The sequence below is a fragment of the Streptomyces sp. genome, assembly GCF_035644915.1.
In the GTDB taxonomy this organism is placed as follows: domain Bacteria; phylum Actinomycetota; class Actinomycetes; order Streptomycetales; family Streptomycetaceae; genus Streptomyces.
The window spans coordinates 147183-165718 of the sequence record NZ_DASQNP010000070.1 but is presented as its reverse complement, the minus strand read 5'-3'; the positions used below and the strand labels follow the sequence as shown (position 1 = coordinate 165718).

Sequence of the window (18536 nt, the reverse complement as noted above, 5' to 3'; positions counted from 1 at the left end):
ATACAGTCACGGTTGCGTGGACCCCGGGGACAGGAGAGGGCGATTACCGGCAACCGGCTGACGAGCTGGGCGTTCGCCGACGCGTACGGCGCCGAGCACGCCGAGCACGTCGAGCACTCGGCAGCACTGCGCTGGGCTCGTGACCGTGCCCGGGAGGCGGGGCTGCGCCCGGTGTCGGACGGCACGGGTGCGGCGCTGCGGCTGCTGGCGGCCGCCGTGGACGCCAAGGCGGTGGCCGAGATCGGCACCGGCACCGGGGTCTCGGGGATCCACCTGCTGCACGGCATGCGGCCGGACGGCGTGCTGACGACCGTGGACACCGACCCGGAGTGCCAGCAGATCGCCCGCCAGGCGTTCCGCGCCGCCGGTTTCGCGGCCAACCGTGCCCGCTTCATCCCGGGCCGCGCCCTGGACGTCCTGCCGCGGCTCGCGGACGGCGGGTACGACCTGGTGTTCTGCGACGGCGACCGGACGGAGTGCCTGGAGTACCTGGACGAATCGTTGCGCCTGCTGCGCCCGGGCGGGCTGGTCTGCTTCGAGGGCGTCTTCGCCGACGGCCGCACCGTCGACTCCTCGGCCCAGCCCGCCGAGGTCCTCAGGCTGCGCGAGCTGCTGCGCACGGTCCGGGACAGCACCGCGCTGCTGCCGTCCCTGCTGCCGGTGGGCGACGGACTGCTGTGCGCGGTCAAGCGGGAGCACTGACCGGGGGGCCGGGGCGCCGGACCCCGGACACACCGCCGCCCCCGGGCGCTGGGCGCTCCGGGGGCGGCGGCGACAAAGGTGCGACGAAGGCAGTGGTGCGGCGAGAGCGGTGCCGGGGGCTCCTCAGCCGCAGGCCTTCTTGAGAGCTTCGCCGAGTGCATCCGCTTCGTCAGGGGTCAGCTCGACGACGAGTCGTCCACCGCCTTCGAGCGGAACGCGCATGATGATGCCCCGCCCCTCCTTGGTCACCTCGAGCGGGCCATCGCCCGTCCGCGGCTTCATGGCCGCCATGCTCGTTCCCCTTCCTGAAACCAGCTGATCTCCGCCGACAACCCAGGTGTCACCGGCGTCGAACACATTGCTTCCCGGTCATTATCCCGCATCACGTGACCGCATGACCAACATCGGTCCGCATCCCTTGCACAACGCGCTCACACAAAACCACCCAATTCGGCGATCAAGCTGCGATACTGCGCGCTCTTCTCTGGATTTCCGAGACCGATTTGTTTGACGCAGCTCACATGGACGGGCATATATCGGCCGCCGCCGGTCCTTGTCATGCTGGCTCCATGGCAGACAACGTGCTCTACGAAGTGTCCGAGGGTCTCGCGACCATCACCCTCAACCGTCCCGACGCCATGAACGCCCTCGACACCGCGCTCAAGGAGGCACTGCGGGACACGCTGCGGCGGGCGGCCGGCGATCCCGCCGTGCGCGCGGTGCTGCTGACCGGCAGCGGACGGGCGTTCTGCGTCGGCCAGGACCTCAAGGAGCACGTGGGCATGCTGCGGGAGGACGGCGGCAACGCCCTGAACACCGTGCGGGAGCACTACAACCCCATCACCCTCGCCATCGCCGGCATGCCCAAGCCGGTGGTGGCGGGCGTCAACGGCGTCGCGGCCGGCGCCGGGGCGGGATTCGCCTTCGCGGCCGACTACCGCGTGGTCGCCGACACCGCCGCCTTCAACACCTCCTTCGCCGGGGTGGCGCTCACCGCCGACTCGGGGGTGTCCTGGACGCTGCCGCGCCTGGTCGGCCCGGCCCGCGCCGCCGACCTGCTGCTCTTCCCCCGCAGCGTGACGGCCCAGGAGGCGCTGGAGCTGGGCATCGCCAACCGGGTCGTCCCGGCCGACCGGCTGGCGGACGAGGCCGTGGCCGTGGCCCGGCAGCTCGCCCAGGGCCCGACGGCCGCCTACGCCGCGATCAAGGAGTCCCTCGCCTACGGCGCGTCGCACTCCCTGGCCGAGACGCTGGAGAAGGAGGCCGAACTCCAGGTCCGGGCCGGCGCCTCGGAGGACCACAGGATCGCGGTGGAGGCGTTCGTGAGGAAGGAGAAGCCCACCTACCTCGGCCGCTGACCGCCGCGCCCGCCGCCGCCCCGGCCCCGGTCACGGCCCCCGTCACGGCCCCGGTCACGGTCCCGCCGGGCGTTCACGGCCGGGGTGCGGGGTGCGGGCGCAGCAGTCCGCCAGGTGGTCGTTGACCAGGCCGCACGCCTGCATCAGGGCGTACGCCGTAGTGGGTCCGACGAAGCGGAACCCGCGCTTCTTGAGCGCCTTCGACAACGCCGTGGACTCCGGGGTGACCGCGGGGACGTCGGCGAGCGTGCGCGGTACGGGACGGCCGTCCGGGTCGGGGGCGTGGGACCACACCAGGGCGTCCAGCTCCCCGGGTTCCCACCGGGCCGCGACCCGGGCGTTGGCCAGCACCGCGTCGATCTTGGCGCGGTTGCGGATGATGCCCGGGTCGGCCAGCAGCCGCTCCCGGTCGGCCTCGGTGAACCGCGCCACCTCGGCGATCCGGAAGCCCGCGAACGCCGCCCGGAAGCCCTCGCGGCGGCGGAGGATCGTCAGCCAGGACAGACCGGACTGGAAGGCCTCCAGGGACAGCCGCTCGAACAGCGCGTCGTCACCGCGCACGGTGCGGCCCCACTCGTCGTCGTGGTACGCGGTGTAGTCCTCCGTGGCCACGCCCCACGGGCAGCGCAGCCGTCCGTCCGGGCCGGGCAGCGCCCCGCCCGCGGCGGTCACCGGGACTCCTCGGCGGTGTCGCCGGGCTTCCGGAACAGGTCGTCACGGCCCATCGACGCCGCCTGCGCGCCCGCCAGGGACGCCTCCAGCTCGGCGATCCGGGCGTCGCGTGCGGCCAGTTCGGCGCCGAGCCGGTCCAGGACGTCGTCGACCTCCGCCATCCGGTAGCCGCGCGCGGCCACCGGCAGCCGCAGGGCCTCCAGGTCCGCGCGGTTCACCGGGCGGTCGGGCGGCAGCCAGGCCTCGGGCCGGTCCGGCGGGGCGTCCGCGAGCCCGCCCGTCGCCGTGCGGCCCGGGCCGTCACCGCCGCCCACCACGGCCAGCGCGACCGCGGTGACCACCACGACCAGCGCGATCAGCAGAAACCAGAACACGGCGCCATCTCCCCGAATCCGTCACGCCAACGACAGGTACGGCCGGACACGGCGGTGCGGCCCTGTACGGCTCTCCTGTGATCGTGCCATGCGCCGCCGACGGCTAGGGTCGGCGGCGGGACATCTGTGCAGTGGCCACGGATCAGCCACGAGGAGAGGACGACGGATGCTGCGGCTGGGACGGCGTGAGTTCGGCGAACACGAGACGGTGGTCATGGCCATCGTGAACCGGACGCCGGATTCCTTCTACGACCGGGGCGCCACCTTCCTCGACGGACCGGCGCTGGAGCGGGTCGAGCGGGCGGTGGCGGAGGGCGCCGCCATCATCGACGTCGGCGGGGTGAAGGCCGGCCCCGGCGAGGAGGTGACGGTCGAGGAGGAGGTGCGGCGCACGGCGGGCTTCGTCGCCGAGGTGCGGCGGCGCCACCCGGACGTGGTGATCAGCGTGGACACCTGGCGGCACGAGGTCGGCGAGGCGGTCTGCGAGGCGGGCGCGGACCTGCTCAACGACGCCTGGGGCGGCGCGGACCCGAAGCTGGCCGAGGTGGCGGCGCGCCACGGTGCCGGGCTGGTGTGCACGCACACCGGCGGTGCCAGGCCGCGGACCCGGCCGCACCGGGTGGCGTACGACGACGTCATGGCCGACGTGCTGCGGACCACCGTGCGGCTGGCGGAGCGCGCGGTCGAGCTGGGGGTGCGGCGGGACGCGGTCCTGATCGACCCCGGTCACGACTTCGGCAAGAACACCCGGCACTCCCTGGAGGTCACCCGGCGGCTGGAGGAGATGGTGGCCACGGGGTGGCCGGTGCTGGTGTCGCTGTCCAACAAGGACTTCGTCGGGGAGACCCTGGACAGGCCCGTCAAGGAGCGGCTGACCGGCACCCTGGCCACGACCGCGGTCTCCGCGTGGCTGGGTGCCCGGGTCTTCCGCGTCCACGAGGTGGCCGAGACCCGGCAGGTGCTCGACATGGTCGCCTCCATCGCGGGACACCGCCCGCCGGCCGTCGCCCGCCGCGGCCTGGCCTGAGCGCGGCGGGTCAGGAGGGCTCCTTCGGCAGGCCGTGCTCCGCCGACCGGTCCGGCGTGGCGATCTCCTTGGTGACCAGCGCGACCGTCTCGTCCACGTCGTCGGTGAGGTGGAACAGCTCCAGGTCGTGCGGGCCCGCCTTGCCGCCCGCCACGACGGTCTCGCGCAGCCAGTCCACCAGGCCCCGCCAGTAGTCCGAGCCGAACAGCACGATCGGGAAGCGGGTGACCTTCCGCGTCTGGACCAGGGTGATCGCCTCGAACAGCTCGTCCATCGTGCCCATGCCGCCGGGCAGGACGACGAAGCCGCTCGCGTACTTCACGAACATCGTCTTGCGCACGAAGAAGTAGCGGAAGTTGACACCGATGTCGACGTACGGGTTCAGCCCCTGCTCGAAGGGGAGCTCGATGCCCAGGCCGACCGAGACGCCGCCCGCCTCGCTCGCGCCCCGGTTGACCGCCTCCATGGCGCCGGGGCCGCCGCCGGTGATCACCGTGAACCCGGCCTCCGCCAGGGCCCGGCCGATCCGCACCCCGGCCTTGTACTCGGGCGAGCCCTCGGGCGTGCGCGCCGAGCCGAAGACGCTGATGGCGGGGCCGATCTCGGCGAGGGTGCCGAAGCCCTCCACGAACTCCGACTGGATGCGCATGACCCGCCAGGGGTCCTGGTGGACCCAGTCCGAGGGGCCGGCGGTGTCCAGCAGCCGCTGGTCGGTGGTGCTGGACTGGACCTGCCCGCGGCGGCGCACCACCGGCCCGAGGCGCTGCTCCCGCGGCCTGCCCTGCTGCCCGGACCCGTCCGCATTGGCCATATCGTGCTCCCTTTCCTCGGCTGTTCCTCGGCTGTTCCTCGACTGCGGCGCGACCGCACTCGGCTGTGACGCGTGTGACGTACCGGCCGGCCGCCAGGGTACGCAGGTCCGCGTGACACGGAGCGGAATTCCTCCGGGCGTTCCGGCGACCGCTCCGCCGCGGACCCGCACCACCGGATACCCAGCCGGCCGGCGGATCAGCCGGGGAGACCGGGAGACCGGCCGGGGTCAGGAGGTCAGCCAGGCGCGCAGCCGCTCCTCGCAGCGCAGGATCGCCGCGGTCTCGACGCGTTCGTCGCGCCGGTGCGCCAGGTTCGGATCGCCGGGACCGTAGTTGACGGCGGGCACGCCCAGCGCGCTGAACCGGGAGACGTCGGTCCAGCCGAACTTCGGCCGCACCTCGCCGCCGACGGCCGCCACGAAGGCCGCGGCGGCCGGGTGCGACAGGCCGGGCCGGGCGGGACCGGAGCTGTCGTCCACCACCAGCTCGCTCACCCCGCAGTCCGCGAACACCTCCCGGACGTGCGCGAGCGCCTCCTCCTCGGTGCGGTCGGGCGCGTAGCGGTAGTTGACGGTCACGGTGCACTCGTCCGGGATGACGTTGCCCGCGACGCCGCCCTCGATGCCCACGGCGTTCAGCCCCTCGTGGTACTCCAGCCCGTCGATCACCGGACGGCGCGGCTCGTACGCGGCCAGCCGGGCGAGGATCGGCGCGGCGGCGTGGATCGCGTTCTCCCCCATCCAGCTCCGCGCGGAGTGCGCCCGCTGTCCGGCGGTCCGCAGCTTCACCCGCAGCGTGCCCTGGCAGCCGCCCTCGACCCGGCCGTCGGAGGGCTCCAGCAGCACCGCGAAGTCCCCGGCCAGCCAGTCGGGGTGGGCCTCCGCGAGGCGGCCGAGGCCGTTGAGGTGCGCGTCGACCTCCTCGTTGTCGTAGAAGACGAAGGTCAGGTCCCGGTTCGGCGCGGGGACGGTGGCGGCGATCCGGAGCTGGACCGCCACCCCGGACTTCATGTCCGAGGTCCCGCAGCCCCACAGCACGCCGTCCTCCAGACGGGAGGGCACGTTGCCGGCGATCGGCACGGTGTCGACGTGCCCGGCGAGGACGACCCGTTCGGCCCGGCCGAGTGCGGTGCGGGCGACGACGTTGTTGCCGTGGCGGTCCACGCGCAGGTGCGGCAGGGTGCGCAGCGCGGTCTCGATCGCGTCCGCCAGCGGCTTCTCGCCGCCGCTGACCGAGGGGAGGTCGACGAGCTGCGCGGTCAGCCGCGCCGCGTCCTGCGTCAGGTCGAGGACGGCACCGGGGCCGGCGCCGGAACCCGTGTCGGGGGCCGTGTCGGGGACTGTGTCGGGGACGGGGTGGGCACGCTCCATGCCGCCGACCCTACCCGCCGTCCCGTACCGGGCCCCGCTCCCGGTCCCGGGCCCGTTCCGGGTCCCGTCCCCGGTCCGTGCCGCACGGGCGGACCACGCACGCGCTACGCACCGGTACCTTTGTCGCGTGTCCGAGCGAGCTTCCACCCCACGTCGCGGCCGGCTGGTGCGTTCCGCCGCCGCGTGCGTCGTGCTGCTCGGACTCGCCGGGTACCTGTTGGTGCGCCACGATCCCGGCGGGTCCGGACCGGCGAGCTGCACGGTGACCGCCGACGGCAGCGGTGACCCGTACGTGATAGAGCCTCAACAGGCCGCCAACGCCGCGACCATCGAGGCCGTCGCCTCCGCCCGGGGCCTGCCCGAGCGGGCGGTCACCATAGCCCTGGCCACCGCCATGCAGGAGTCGGCGCTGCGCAACATCGACTACGGCGACCGGGACTCCGTCGGCCTGTTCCAGCAGCGTCCCTCCCAGGGCTGGGGGACGCCGGAGCAGATCATGGACCCGGTGTACGCGGCCGGGAAGTTCTACGAGCACCTGGTGGAGATCCCCGGCTACTCCCGGCTGCCGCTGACCGTCGCCGCGCAGCGGGTGCAGCGCAGCGGGTTCCCCGACGCCTACGCCAAGCACGAGTCCAGGGCGGCGATGCTCACCGCCGCGCTCACCGGCCGCCGGGCCGCGGCCCTGAACTGCGTTCCCGCGAACGGGACCGCCGCGGGCGACCCGGTGCGGGTGCGGGAGAAGCTGATCCGCGAGTTCGGCGAGGACGTGCTGCCCGACCCCGCCGAGGTCGGCGGCAGCGGCGGGGGCGGCCGCAGCGCGCCCGGCCCGGTGGTCTCCGTTCCCGTCCACACCCCGGCGCGCGGCACCGGGGCGGACGCCGACCGCCGCGGCTGGGAGGTGGCGCACTGGGCCGTGGCCCACTCCTCCGAGTTGGGGATCGAACGCGTCTCCTACGGAAAGCGGGTCTGGGAAGCCGGAAGGGCGAAGGAGGGCTGGCGCACGACCGAGGGCGCGTTCCGCCCGGAGGTCGTCATCGTCACCGCGAAGTAGTGCCCGGCGTCACCCCGCGGTGATTTCCGCCGTCACCCGAACGGGGGGCCGTGAACGGCCCGCCGGACGGTCCTGTGCCCGGTGCGCGGCATGCCCTCCGCATCCGCCGGATCCCCTGGAAACACGGGGCTCCGGCGCTTTTGCGACGGCATTCGTCCTGGCCCGATTGTCCGTTCTGATCCCGGTCGGACAATGCGGCGCATTGCCAATCCTTTACCCGGGCGACCGCAACTTCCGGGGTTCCCGACGCGATAGGCACAGCGTCCGGCGGGCGCCGCCCCGGCCGGAAGCGCACGACGCCTTTCGGACGCACGAGTCCGTAGGAATTCCTGAAGAAGCCTCTTCTCCGCCGAAGGAGCAACATGTCCCTCCCCCTCTCGCGCCGGATCGCACGGACCGCGCTGCTGGTCGCAGCGGGTGCCGCCACCGCCATCGGCGCGGCCGGTTCCGCGAACGCCGCCGATCTCCTGCCGTCCGCCAAGAACCTGGGCGGACTGAGCGACCTGGACAGCGCGGACCTGGGCGACACCATCGACGACACCTCGCGGAGCACCGGCGACAAGGCGGCCGACCTGGGCAGCAAGGCCGTCAAGAAGGCCGTGCCCGCCGCGAGCAGGACCCTCGGCTCCGCGGGCCGGGCCACGGCGCCGACCGTGCAGAAGACCGCCGGTGACGCGGTGGGCTCCACCGACTCCTTCCTCGGCGAGACCGCCAAGCCCGCCACCGAGGGCAAGGGCAAGGCCGAAGGCAAGGGCAAGGCCGAAGGCAAGGGCAAGGCCACGACCAGGAGCACGGAGGCCGAAGGCAAGGGCAAGGCCGAGGGCAAGGGGAAGGCCGAAGGCAAGGGCAAGGCCGAAGGCAAGGGGAAGGGCAAGGGCAAGCTGCCCGTCGTCAAGAACCTGCCGAAGGCCGACTCCCTGCCCGCCGTCGGCAAGCTGCCGCTCAAGGACCTGTCGCTGGACTGACGCCCGTAGGCGCGTGTCGGCCGTCCGCCGCGTCATACGCCCGGGGCCCGGGGATCCACACCGATCCCCGGGCCCCGTCCGTGTGTGCGTCCTCGTGCGCGTCCGTGCGTGCCGGGCGCGGGGCGGGACGCCTCACGCGGTGAGGCGCCGTACGGCCTCCCCGATCCGCTCGTCCGTCGCCGTGAAGGCGACCCGCACGAACCGCTCCCCCGCCGGGCCGTAGAAGTCGCCGGGGGCCACCAGCACGCCGCGCCGGGACAGCTCCTCCACCGTGTCCCAGCAGGGCTCGTCCCGCGTCGCCCACAGGTACAGCGACGCCTCGCTGTGCTCGATGCGGAACCCGCTCGCCTGGAGCGCGGTGCGCAGCGCCGAGCGGCGCGCCGCGTAGCGCTCGCGCTGCTCGATCACGTGCGTGTCGTCGCCGAGCGCCGCCACGGTGGCGGCCTGCACCGGGGCCGGCACCATCATCCCGCCGTGCTTGCGCACGCGCAGCAGCTCGGCGAGCACCCCCTCGTCCCCGGCCAGGAACGCGGCGCGGTAGCCCGCCAGGTTGGAGCGCTTGGAGAGCGAGTGGACGGCGACGACGCCCTCGTGGCCGCCGCCGCAGACGTCCGGGTGGAGGACGGAGACCGGGTCGGCCTCCCAGCCCAGCTCCAGGTAGCACTCGTCGCTGAAGACCAGCACCCCGTGCTCGCGCGCCCAGGCGACGGTCGCCCTCAGCTCCTCCTTGGGCAGCACCCGGCCGGTGGGGTTGGAGGGGGAGTTCAGCCACAGCAGCCGCAGCCCCTCGGGATCGACCTCGCGGGGCTCGTCGTAGACGACCGGTTCGGCGCCGGCCAGCCGCGCCCCCACCTCGTAGGTCGGGTACGCCAGCCGCGGGTACGCCACCTTGTCCCCGGGCCCCAGCCCGAGCTGGATCGGCAGCCAGGCCACCAGCTCCTTGGAGCCGACGACCGGCAGGACGTGGGTGTGCGCCAGCCCCCGCGCGCCCAGCCGCCGCCCGCACCAGTCGACGATCGCGTCCCGCAGCTCGGTGGTGCCCCACACCGTCGGGTAGCCCGGGCTGTCGCCGGCGGCGGCGAGCGCCTTCCGGACCACCTCGGGCACCGGGTCCACCGGGGTGCCCACGGACAGGTCCACGATGCCGTCCGGATGCGCGGCCGCGGTCTTCTTGTAGGGCTCCAGCCGGTCCCACGGGAAGACCGGCAGTCGGGAGGACAGGGGTGGCACTGCTGGCTCGCTTTCTTCCGGGGCGGGGCCCGGGGTCTTTCGTCCGGGAAAAGCCCCGGTCCCGCACGGCGGCGAGGCCGTGCGGGACCGGGAGGCGGCGCTAGGTCCGGGACAGGGTCACTCGTCGTGGCTCTGCGGCGGGAGCGCGGCGACGAAGGGGTGGTCGCGCTCGATCAGGCCGAGCTTGCTGGCTCCGCCGGGCGATCCCAGCTCGTCGAAGAACTCGACGTTGGCCTTGTAGTAGTCCTTCCACTCCTCGGGCACGTCGTCCTCGTAGAAGATCGCCTCGACCGGGCAGACCGGCTCGCAGGCCCCGCAGTCGACGCATTCGTCCGGGTGGATGTACAAGGACCGCTGGCCCTCATAGATGCAGTCGACGGGGCACTCCTCGATGCATGCCTTGTCCTTCAGGTCGACACAAGGCTGCGCGATGACGTAGGTCACGCTGTCGTTCCTCCTCGGTAGGGCGCGGCAGCCGGTCCGGTTTGTGGCTGAGCCGCGTGGCGCGCGGGAGCGCGGCGTCGTCGATGCCCGCACCTAGTATCTCCGTTCCCGGGCAGGAGACGAACAGGAGGGGTGGTCAGGATCGTGGAATTCACCGTGGGCGGACGTCTTGAGGTCCGCATCAGCGCCGCGGACGTGGGGAAACGGGTGTCGGTGCGCAGTTTGACCGGTTCCGGCGGGGCTGGTCCGGCCTTCACCGACACCGTCGGCGTTCTCACATCGTGGACGGACGGTGTGCTCTCGATCACCCGGCGCGGCGGCCGGATCGTGCGCATCGAGGAATCGGCCCTGGTGGCGGGGAAGGTCGTGCCCGCCGAGCCCGCCCGCCGCAGGGGCCCGGCGGCGAGCGTGCGGGAGCTGACGGAGGTGGCGGCGCGCGGCTGGCCCGCGGTGGAGACGGCGCGCCTGGGCGGGTGGACGCTCCGCGCCTCCGGCGGCTTCACCGGCCGCGCCAACTCCGTCCTCCCCCTCGGCGACCCGGGCAGGGCGCTGGATACGGCCCTGGCGGAGGTCGTGCGCTGGTACGGCGAGCGCGGGCTGCCCGCCCTGGTCCAGGTCACCACGGGCGGCGCCGACAGCGACGAGCTGCTGGGCGCCGAACTGGAGCGGCGCGGCTGGACGGCCGAGCGGTTCGCCGTCCTCCGCACGGCCGCGCTCGCCCCGCTGGCCGACCGCGAGCCGGACGGACGGGTGCGGCTGTCGCGGCGGCCGGACGCGGCCTGGCTGGGCGCGTACCGCCGCAGCGGCTCGGGGCCGGCCGGTGCCGCGCTGACGGTGCTGACCGGCGGTCCGTCGGTGTGGTTCGCCACCGTGCCCGGCGGGAGCGGGGACGAGGACGCCCCGCCGGCCGCCATCGGGCGGTGTGTGGTGGACGGCCGGTGGGCGGGGTTCGCCGCCGTCGAGGTCGCCCCGGCGCGGCGGCGCGAGGGGCTGGCGACGGCGGTGATGGCCGAGCTGGCCCGCGCGGCGCTGGCGGAGGGGGCCTCGGCGGCGTACCTGCAGGTCGAGCCGGAGAACACGGCCGCCCGGGCGCTGTACGACCGGCTGGGCTTCGCCGATCACCACAGTTACCACTACCGCCGCGCTCCGCGCGGCTGAACCCGGGTACGGAGTGGTTCATGGACAGCGGTGACACCCCTGCGGTGCGGGAGCGTTTCGCGGAGGCCGCCCGGTCCGGGCGGCCCGACCTGGCGCTGCTGTGCCTGCTGATCAACGCCGAGGCCGATCCCGCGCTGGGCGAGGAGGGCATCGACGCCGCGCAGATCGAGCTGGACCGGCTCACGGGCCTGCTGCCGTACGAGTCCGCGCGGGACGCGCGCGGCTGGGCGCGCGCCCTGGCCGTCCTGCTCGGCGAGAAGCACGGCTTCCGGGGCACCGGCGACGACTACCGCCGGCTGGAGTCCTCGCTCCTGGGCGAGGTGCTGAGGCGGCGGCGCGGCCTGCCGATCCTGCTGTCGGTGGTGTGGATGGAGGTCGCGCGCCGGGCGGGCGCGCCGGTGTACGGGGTCGCGCTCCCGGGGCACTTCGTGGTCGGTTTCGGGGACCCCGACGGCGAGCACGTACTGGCCGATCCCTTCGCCGGGGGCCGGCTGCTGGACGAGCAGGACGTGGAGCTGCTCGTGGCGAGTTCGGCGGGCGTGGTGCTGTCGGAGGCGATGCTGCGGCCCGCCGGTCCGCTGGAGATCGTGCTGCGCGTGCTGAACAACATCCGCGCCTGGGCGGCGGCCCGCCCCGAGCACACGGACGTCCAACTGTGGGCGGTGGAGCTGTCGCTCCTGCTGCCGCACCCTCCGGCCCGGCTGCGCTACGAGCGTGCCCGGCTGCTGGTCGAGCGGGGCGACTTCCCCGGCGGTGCCCGGGAGCTGGAGGGCTACGCCGACGCGATCGCCGCGATGGAGCCCGCCACCGCCGACGCCGTCCGCCGCCAGGCGCGGGCGGCCCGCGCCCGGCTCAACTAGCCGGGTGCGGGCCGGTGGCGGCGGTGGCGGGCCGGGGGGCTACTGCGGGTCGAGTTCGATCACGCCGACCCGCTTGGCGGGGTCCGTCTCCTTGAGCGCCTCGCGCAGCGCGCCCGCGACGTCCTGGGGGGTGACCGGGGTCTTGGTCCCGTTGCCGCGGGTGATCAGGATGCCGTCGAAGGTGCTCCCGTACAGCTCCTTGAGCACCTTCAGGTCGTAGGTGTCCACGAGCTTGCCGTTGACCGGCTTCATGGACAGGAACTTCGGCAGCGATCCGGTGGGGCTGAACGGGATCGACCTGTCGCCCGCCTTGACCGTGACCATGCCGGACATCGCCGGCTCGCCGAACTCCCGGATCGCCCGGTCGATCTCCGCCTGGTCCACCTCGGGCTGCTGCAGGGAGACCGGCAGCGTGACGGCGGCGTCCTGGCCGGTGGCGACCTGCCGGCGGTAGGCGTCCTCCACGAGGTCGGCGCCCTTGGCGACGTCGACCGCCTTGTGCGGCTTGCCGGGGACGCCGACGGCCTTGCCGTCGACGAACTTGACCATGCCGTCCTGGGCCGCGCCGTCCGGGCTCTCGCCGGACAGGTCCTTCAGGGCCGCGGTGAGCTTCTCCTCGTCGACCGTGAAGACCGGCTCGGCGTGGCGGGCGCCGCCGATGAGCGAACCGATGACGGAGACGGGGTTGTAGTCCCGTCCGGAGGCGTTGCGCACGGTGGTCTCGGTGTCGAGCGCCAGACCCGCGACGCTGGGCTTGAGCGCCTTGTCCTGGCCCTCGACCGTGAGGACCAGCGGCTTCTCCGCGCGCTCGGCGAGGACGGCGTCGAGCTTGTCCACCGCCGCCTCCTTGCTGGTGCCGCCGATCTCCACGCCGAGCACGGTGGTGCCGTTGGGCACGTCGGCGTGGTCGAGCAGCAGGCCGGCGCCGTACGCGACGCCGAGCACGCCGAAGGCGGCGACGCCGACCAGGACCAGCTTGGAGCGGCCCCGCCTGGGGGCCACCGGGGCGGGCGGCGGCGCCGGGGCGCCGTGCCCGCCGGGCGGCGCGGCCCGGCCGTCGTCGTCGAGCGGCGGTACGGCGGGGATGCCGCTGACCAGGGTGTCGCCGGAGACCCGGCCGCCGGCGGAGGCGGGACGGCCGAGGTCGGACTGCGGACCGCCGGTCCGCGGGGGCTCGGGCGCGGCGTCGGCCCCGGGCACGGCGGGCTGCAGTCCGGTGTCCGCCGGGGAGGACGTCGGGGAGTCCGCCGGGGAGAACGGAGACCGTCCGCCGCCCTGCTGCTGGAACCCGGGCGGCAGCAGCGGCATGTCGCCGGTGCCCGGCCCGGTGGTCGGCCCGCTGGGACCGCGGCCCGGCGCGGGCGGCGGAGCCGCGGCGGGGAAGCCGTGCGGCGGGGTGTGGCCCGGGCCCGGCGGCGGGGACGCGTCGGCGCGGCCGGTGGCGATCGGACCGGTGGTCTCCAGCGGACCGGTCGCCTCCAGGGGGCCGGTGCTCTCCAGCGGGCCGGTGGCGAAGCCGTGCGGCGGGGTGTCGGTGCGCTGCCGCGGCGGTCCGGGCGGGGCGGCGGTGGAGACCGGGGACCCCGTCCCGGAACCGGACGTACCGCCGGACGTGCCCGCGGGCGTACCGCCGGACTTGCCGGCGGCCGGAGGCTTGCGCGGGACGAACCAGGAACTGGTCGTCTGGCTGCCGCCGGAGGACGAGGAGCCCCCCGGTGCGGAGGAGCCCGCCGCGGGGGAGCCGGCGGCTCCGGCCGCGCCGTTCGCCCCCTGGGCCGCCTTCGGCGCGCCCGCGGCGGTCGCCGCCCCCGTGCCGTTCGCGCCGCCGGCGGTGTCCGACGGGGCGCCCGTCCCCGCCGTCTTCTCGCCGGCGGCGGCGTCCTCGCCGACGGGTTTGCGCACGACGACCGGAGGGATGGGCCGGGAACCCGGGATGTTGATCCGGATGCGGGTGGTCAGCGTGGTCTCGGTCTTCGGCTCGCCCGGCTGTGCGGCGCCCCGCTCCGCGGGCTCGCCCGGCGCGCCGTTGGTCGGCACGCCGTTGGCCGGCGTGCCGTACGGCTCGGTCCCCGACGGGTACGCGGTACCGCCCCGCGCCTGGGGGCCGGAGGACGGACTCTCAGTTTCACGACTCAAAGCAGGATCTCCCGGTTGGATTCGCCGCCCGCCATGGTTCCGATCGGCTCGCACGAGCGGCTCGCCGGCGCGCACCACCTTACTGGGGGCCGCCGCCACGAACCCCGGGAGTACCGAATCACCGTCCCGGTACGGCCCGCGGCGGGGTCATACCGGCATATCACCCGGCGGATTGTGGGCCATGTCCTGGCCTGTTGTCGACCGCGGGCCGATCGTCGCCGACCGTTTCACGACCGCTTCACCGCGCCTGCATACCGCTTTCACCGCGCCCGCCGATCGGTGGGGGAAAGTGTTCGGACGGTGCGACCGTGGCGCACATCACAGCGGCGAACATCCCGCCCAGCAGGAAGACGTAGGTGCCCGCTCCGGTGCCGAAGAGGAAGTCCCCCTCGGCGCGCGTGGTGGTCAGCAGCAGCACCGCCAGCATCCACCCGCCCGCCGGTGCCGCCGCGCCCACCTTCGTACGGGTGAGCCGCGCGCCGCCGTAGAACAGCGCCACGGCCCCGCCGAGCGCCAGCAGCAGCCCCAGCGGGAACCAGCCGGCCTGGACGAGCGCGCCCGCCAGGGCCACCACCCCGCCCAGCACGGCCAGTACGGCGTACGCGGCGATCCGTCCCGCCCTCGCGTTCATCCCGCGGCTCCCTCGGTCTCCACGATGCCTTCGAAGAGGTCGCGCACCGGCTCGGCCGGCACGACGCCGTCGGCCCGCCGGAAGTGCTCGGTGTGCAGAAGCGGTTGGCTCAACCGGTTGGAGAGGGCGAAGGACCGGGCGGGACCTGACGGGGAGTCCGCCACCACGATCTGGGTGGCGTGGGCGCGCATCGCCGCCGCCTTGGCGGCCGCCTCGGCCTCGCTGCCCTCGATGACGGCGGCCACCTCGGAGTCGTCCACCACCCCCGGCACGTCGTCGGCCGAGGCGAGGTCCGGGAACGGACCGCCGCCGTCGGCGCGCAGCCGGGCGAAGCCCTCCTCGACCACCGACCGCGCGGCGCAGTTCCAGTAGACGCGTCCGACCCGGTGCGGCTCGCCCCGCCCGTCGCGGTACGCCGGGTCGGCCGCCAGTTCCACCGCGCGCATCGCCACCCGGTGGGTCTGGATGTGGTCGGGGTGGCCGTAGCCCCCGTCGGGGTCGTAGGTGACGAGCACCTGGGGGCGCACCTGGCGGATCGCCTCCACGAGGTGGGCGGCGGCCTCGTCGACGTCCGCCCGCCAGAAGCAGTCGGCGCGCTCGTTGGCCCCGGTGCCGAGCATCCCCGAGTCGCGGTAGCGGCCCGGCCCGCCGAGGAAGCGGTGGTCGGCCACGCCCAACTCCCGCATGGCCGAACGCAGTTCGCCGATCCGGTGCGGGCCCAGCGCGTCCTCGCGGTCGGCCGCGAGGTGCGCCAGGGCGGGCGGGATGACCTCGCCCTCCTCGCCCAGCGTGCAGGTCACCAGGGTGACGTGCGCCCCTTCGGCGGCGTATCGCGCCATGGTGACGCCATTGGTGATCGACTCGTCGTCGGGATGCGCGTGGACCAGCATCAGGCGGCGCGCGGGAAGCTCGGTCATGGTGCCGAGCCTACGCCGCGCGCGCCCGTCAGAACTTGATGCCGCCGATCATCCCCGCAACGCTGGAGGTCAACTCGCTGATCGTGGGCGCCACGGACGAACTGGCCAGGTAGAAGCCCAGCAGCATGCAGACCAGGGCGTGCCCGGCCTTCAGCCCTGATTTCTTGATCAGCAGGAAGACGATGATCGCCAGCAGCACCACCGCCGAAATCGAGAGTGCCACGGCGGTTCACCTCCAAGAGCGCGCGGTCGAACGGGACAGGACACTTGTACGACGGGGACTGTCAGGAACTACATACCCCATCACGGACGATGCGCAACGGATCTTAACTTTCCGTTAGACGGCATGGATCGGTGCACGGATGCAGAAGAGGGGCGCACACCCCTGTGACCTTGGTCACGCCCGTCCGTGACGGGGTGCCGGGGGCGGCCGGGCAGCGGCGGACGCGGGGTGCGCAGGGGGCGCCGGAAGGGCGGGGAGCGGCGGCACCGGGAGGCGGGCGGGTCCACGCCGTACGCTCGGGCCATGGTCATGTCGTTTCCACGCCAGTACGCCAGGACGCAGCGCTTCACCCTGGGGGCGCCGCGCGCGTTCACCGTGGCACCGGACGGTTCCCGGATCGTCTTCCTCCGCTCCCGCGGCGGCACCGACCGGGCGAACCTGCTGTGGGTGCGGGATCTCGCCCCGGACGGGCCCGGGGAGCGCGTGGCGGCCGATCCCGTGGCCCTGCTCGGCGGGGCGGACGAGGAGCTGTCGCCGGAGGAGCGCGCCCGGCGCGAGCGGAGCCGCGAGGGGTCGGCCGGGGTGGTCGGCTACGCGACCGACTCCGCGGTGGAGACGGCGGCCTTCGCCCTCTCGGGACGGCTGTTCACCGCCGACCTGCGCACCGCCACCGCGCGCGAACTGCCCACGCCCACCCCGGTGGTGGACCCCCGCCCGTCCCCGGACGGACGGCGCATCGCCTATGTGGCGGGCGGCGCCCTGCGCGTGACCGACGCCGGCGGCGGCTCCGACCGGGTGCTGGCCGAGCCGGAGGAGACCCCGGGCGGCGGCCGTACGACATGGGGTCTGGCGGAGTTCGTCGCGGCCGAGGAGATGGACCGCTCCCGCGGCTTCTGGTGGTCCCCGGACGGCACCCGGCTGCTGGCCGCCCGGGTGGACGACTCGGCCGTGCGCCGCTGGTGGATCGCCGACCCGGCCCACCCCGGCAGCGAGCCGGCCCGGGTCGCCTACCCGGCCGCCGGCACGCCCAACGCCGAGGTGACGCTCCATCTGATCGACCTCGAAGGCCCCGGGGACGCGGCCGGTGCGGCGGACGGGGGCGGTGCGGGCCGCACCGAGGTGGTCTGGGACCGGGACCGCTACCCGTACCTGGCGCGCGTCCACTGGTCGGCCGCCGGACCGCCCCTGCTGCTCGTCCAGTCCCGCGACCAGAAGAGCCAGCTCCACCTGACCGTGGACACCGCCACCGGCCGTACCGCGCCGCTGCACGAGGAGCAGGACCCGGCGTGGCTGGAGCTGTTCCCCGGGGTGCCCGCCTGGGCGCCCGACGGGCGCCTGGTGCGGATCGCGGACCGGGACGGGGCCCGGGTCCTGGTGGTCGGGGACCGCCCGCTGACCTCCGCCGCGCTGCACGTGCGGGCGGTGCTGGACATCGGCGAGGAGGACGTGCTGTTCTCCGCCTCCGCCGGGCCGGAGGCCCCCGAGGACACCCCGGTGGGCGAGATCGCCGTCTACCGGGCCTGGTTCCGCGGCGGCCGGAGCGGCTGGGAGCGGGTCTCCCCCGAGGGCACCCCGCACGTCGCCTCCGCCGTCCGCGGCGGGGACACGGTGGTGCTCTCCACCGCGACCCCGGACCGCCCCGGTTCCCGCGCCGAGGTGCTGCGCCTGCCCGGGAGCGGCGGGGGCGCCCCGGAGCCGCCGGCGGTCATCGCCTCCCACGCCGAGACCCCCGTGCTGACCGCCCGCCCCCGGCTGCTGCGGGCGGGCGGGCGCCGGATCCCCGCCGCCGTGCTGCTGCCCACCGGCTACCGCGACGGGGACGGGGTGCTGCCGGTCCTGATGGACCCCTACGGCGGCCCGCACGGCCAGCGCGTGGTGGCCGCGCACAACGCGCACCTGACCTCGCAGTGGTTCGCCGACCAGGGCTTCGCCGTGGTGGTCGCGGACGGCCGCGGCACCCCCGGCCACTCCCCCGCCTGGGAGAAGGCGGTGGCGGGCGATCTGGCGGGCGTCACCCTGGACGACCAGGTCGAGGCGCTGCACGCGCTGGCCGAGACCCATCCGCTGGACCTGGACCGGGTGGGCATCCGCGGCTGGTCCTACGGCGGCTACCTGGCGGCGCTGGCCGTCCTGCGCCGCCCGGACGTCTTCCACGCGGCCGTGGCGGGCGCGCCCGTGACGGACTGGCGGCTGTACGACACCCACTACACCGAGCGCTACCTCGGCCTGCCCGGGGAGCGGCCCGAGGTGTACGCGGCCAACTCCCTGGTCACCGACGACGGGCTGTCCGCGCCGGCCGGGCGGCACCGGCCGCTGATGATCGTCCACGGTCTGGCGGACGACAACGTGGTGGCCGCCCACACCCTGCGGCTGTCCTCGGCGCTGCTGGCCGCGGGCCGTCCGCACGAGGTGCTGCCGCTGTCCGGGGTGACGCACATGACCCCGCAGGAGCAGGTCGCGGAGAACCTGCTGCTGCTCCAGGTCGCCTTCCTCAAGCGGTCGCTGGGGGTGGCGTGACGGCGGCCTGACGGCGGTGCGGCCGTCCCCCGGCACGACGCACGGGTGCCGCCGCGGCCCGGCCGCGGCGGCACCCGTGCGCGTACGGC

The 18536-nt window shown here is 74.6% G+C and carries 19 protein-coding genes; 8 read left to right on the top strand and 11 right to left on the bottom strand.

Translation table 11 applies throughout. The annotated features are described in order from the left end of the window. The first annotated feature begins 12 nt into the window (after window positions 1-12). Window positions 13-702 carry an O-methyltransferase gene (locus VE546_RS07735; protein ID WP_324919944.1) on the top strand — a complete coding sequence of 230 codons (690 nt, stop codon included), beginning with the start codon at window positions 13-15 and terminating at the stop codon, window positions 700-702. A 123-nt stretch (window positions 703-825) separates the two neighbouring features. Here VE546_RS07735 and VE546_RS07730 read toward each other — a convergent pair whose 3' ends face one another. Continuing rightward, the gene (locus tag VE546_RS07730; RefSeq protein ID WP_014137929.1) at window positions 826-993 is read right to left on the bottom strand and encodes a DUF3117 domain-containing protein; all 168 of its coding nucleotides are present in this window, start codon (window positions 991-993) and stop codon (window positions 826-828) included. Between the two features lie 278 nt (window positions 994-1271). On the opposite strand from VE546_RS07730, the gene VE546_RS07725 reads away from it, so the two are divergent. After that, a complete protein-coding gene (locus tag VE546_RS07725) occupies window positions 1272-2060 on the top strand; it encodes an enoyl-CoA hydratase/isomerase family protein (RefSeq protein WP_324919935.1) in 789 nt (262 codons plus the stop codon). 54 nt (window positions 2061-2114) lie between these two features. Here the strand turns inward: VE546_RS07725 and VE546_RS07720 are convergent, their stop codons facing one another. Together VE546_RS07720 and VE546_RS07715 are read right to left on the bottom strand one after the other, a co-directional pair. After that, entirely contained in the window at window positions 2115-2732 is a 618-nt protein-coding gene (locus tag VE546_RS07720; protein WP_324919933.1) for a DNA-3-methyladenine glycosylase I, read from the bottom strand. Further along, a complete protein-coding gene (locus VE546_RS07715) occupies window positions 2729-3106 on the bottom strand; it encodes a DivIVA domain-containing protein (protein WP_324919931.1) in 378 nt (125 codons plus the stop codon). Before VE546_RS07715 ends, VE546_RS07720 begins: the two co-directional genes overlap by 4 nt. A 166-nt stretch (window positions 3107-3272) precedes the next feature. Between VE546_RS07715 and folP the strand changes: the two genes are divergently transcribed. Continuing rightward, window positions 3273-4133, top strand: a complete 861-nt coding sequence (gene folP, locus VE546_RS07710; protein WP_324919929.1) for a dihydropteroate synthase — start codon at window positions 3273-3275, stop codon at window positions 4131-4133. A 10-nt stretch (window positions 4134-4143) separates the two neighbouring features. Here the strand turns inward: folP and VE546_RS07705 are convergent, their stop codons facing one another. Both VE546_RS07705 and dapE read right to left on the bottom strand, forming a co-directional pair. Beyond that, entirely contained in the window at window positions 4144-4944 is an 801-nt protein-coding gene (locus VE546_RS07705; RefSeq protein ID WP_324919927.1) for a TIGR00730 family Rossman fold protein, read from the bottom strand. Between the two features lie 228 nt (window positions 4945-5172). Further along, window positions 5173-6315 carry a succinyl-diaminopimelate desuccinylase gene (gene dapE / locus VE546_RS07700; RefSeq protein WP_324919925.1) on the bottom strand — a complete coding sequence of 381 codons (1143 nt, stop codon included), beginning with the start codon at window positions 6313-6315 and terminating at the stop codon, window positions 5173-5175. Between the two features lie 127 nt (window positions 6316-6442). Here dapE and VE546_RS07695 point away from each other — a divergent pair, with 127 nt between their 5' ends. Both VE546_RS07695 and VE546_RS07690 read left to right on the top strand, forming a co-directional pair. After that, window positions 6443-7366: a heavy metal transporter gene (locus VE546_RS07695; protein ID WP_324919923.1), complete on the top strand. Its 924-nt coding sequence runs from the start codon at window positions 6443-6445 to the stop codon at window positions 7364-7366. 362 nt (window positions 7367-7728) lie between these two features. Continuing rightward, the gene (locus VE546_RS07690; protein ID WP_324919921.1) at window positions 7729-8331 is read left to right on the top strand and encodes an ATP-binding protein; all 603 of its coding nucleotides are present in this window, start codon (window positions 7729-7731) and stop codon (window positions 8329-8331) included. Window positions 8332-8463: 132 nt separating this feature from the next. On the opposite strand, the gene dapC is transcribed toward VE546_RS07690, so the two are convergent. Together dapC and fdxA are read right to left on the bottom strand one after the other, a co-directional pair. Continuing rightward, window positions 8464-9561 carry a succinyldiaminopimelate transaminase gene (dapC, locus tag VE546_RS07685; protein ID WP_324919918.1) on the bottom strand — a complete coding sequence of 366 codons (1098 nt, stop codon included), beginning with the start codon at window positions 9559-9561 and terminating at the stop codon, window positions 8464-8466. Between the two features lie 117 nt (window positions 9562-9678). Beyond that, window positions 9679-10005, bottom strand: coding sequence for a ferredoxin (gene fdxA / locus VE546_RS07680; protein ID WP_093661226.1), 327 nt, complete (start codon window positions 10003-10005; stop codon window positions 9679-9681). Between the two features lie 144 nt (window positions 10006-10149). On the opposite strand from fdxA, the gene VE546_RS07675 reads away from it, so the two are divergent. Next, the gene (locus VE546_RS07675; RefSeq protein WP_324919914.1) at window positions 10150-11163 is read left to right on the top strand and encodes a GNAT family N-acetyltransferase; all 1014 of its coding nucleotides are present in this window, start codon (window positions 10150-10152) and stop codon (window positions 11161-11163) included. A gap of 20 nt (window positions 11164-11183) precedes the next feature. Further along, window positions 11184-12023: a transglutaminase-like domain-containing protein gene (locus VE546_RS07670; RefSeq protein ID WP_324919912.1), complete on the top strand. Its 840-nt coding sequence runs from the start codon at window positions 11184-11186 to the stop codon at window positions 12021-12023. Between the two features lie 39 nt (window positions 12024-12062). Here VE546_RS07670 and VE546_RS07665 read toward each other — a convergent pair whose 3' ends face one another. From VE546_RS07665 to VE546_RS07650, 4 genes are all read right to left on the bottom strand, one after another. After that, window positions 12063-14159, bottom strand: a complete 2097-nt coding sequence (locus VE546_RS07665; RefSeq protein ID WP_324919910.1) for a hypothetical protein — start codon at window positions 14157-14159, stop codon at window positions 12063-12065. Window positions 14160-14397: 238 nt separating this feature from the next. Continuing rightward, window positions 14398-14790 (bottom strand): DUF6113 family protein, encoded by a 393-nt coding sequence (locus VE546_RS07660; protein WP_324919908.1) that lies wholly within the window; start codon window positions 14788-14790, stop codon window positions 14398-14400. Beyond that, the gene (mshB, locus tag VE546_RS07655) at window positions 14787-15707 is read right to left on the bottom strand and encodes an N-acetyl-1-D-myo-inositol-2-amino-2-deoxy-alpha-D-glucopyranoside deacetylase (protein WP_324919906.1); all 921 of its coding nucleotides are present in this window, start codon (window positions 15705-15707) and stop codon (window positions 14787-14789) included. Before mshB ends, VE546_RS07660 begins: the two co-directional genes overlap by 4 nt. A gap of 28 nt (window positions 15708-15735) precedes the next feature. Further along, complete coding sequence (locus VE546_RS07650) at window positions 15736-15930, bottom strand: hypothetical protein (RefSeq protein WP_324919904.1); 195 nt, start codon at window positions 15928-15930, stop codon at window positions 15736-15738. A gap of 309 nt (window positions 15931-16239) precedes the next feature. On the opposite strand from VE546_RS07650, the gene VE546_RS07645 reads away from it, so the two are divergent. After that, entirely contained in the window at window positions 16240-18447 is a 2208-nt protein-coding gene (locus VE546_RS07645; RefSeq protein WP_324919902.1) for a S9 family peptidase, read from the top strand. The last annotated feature ends 89 nt before the right edge of the window (window positions 18448-18536 follow it).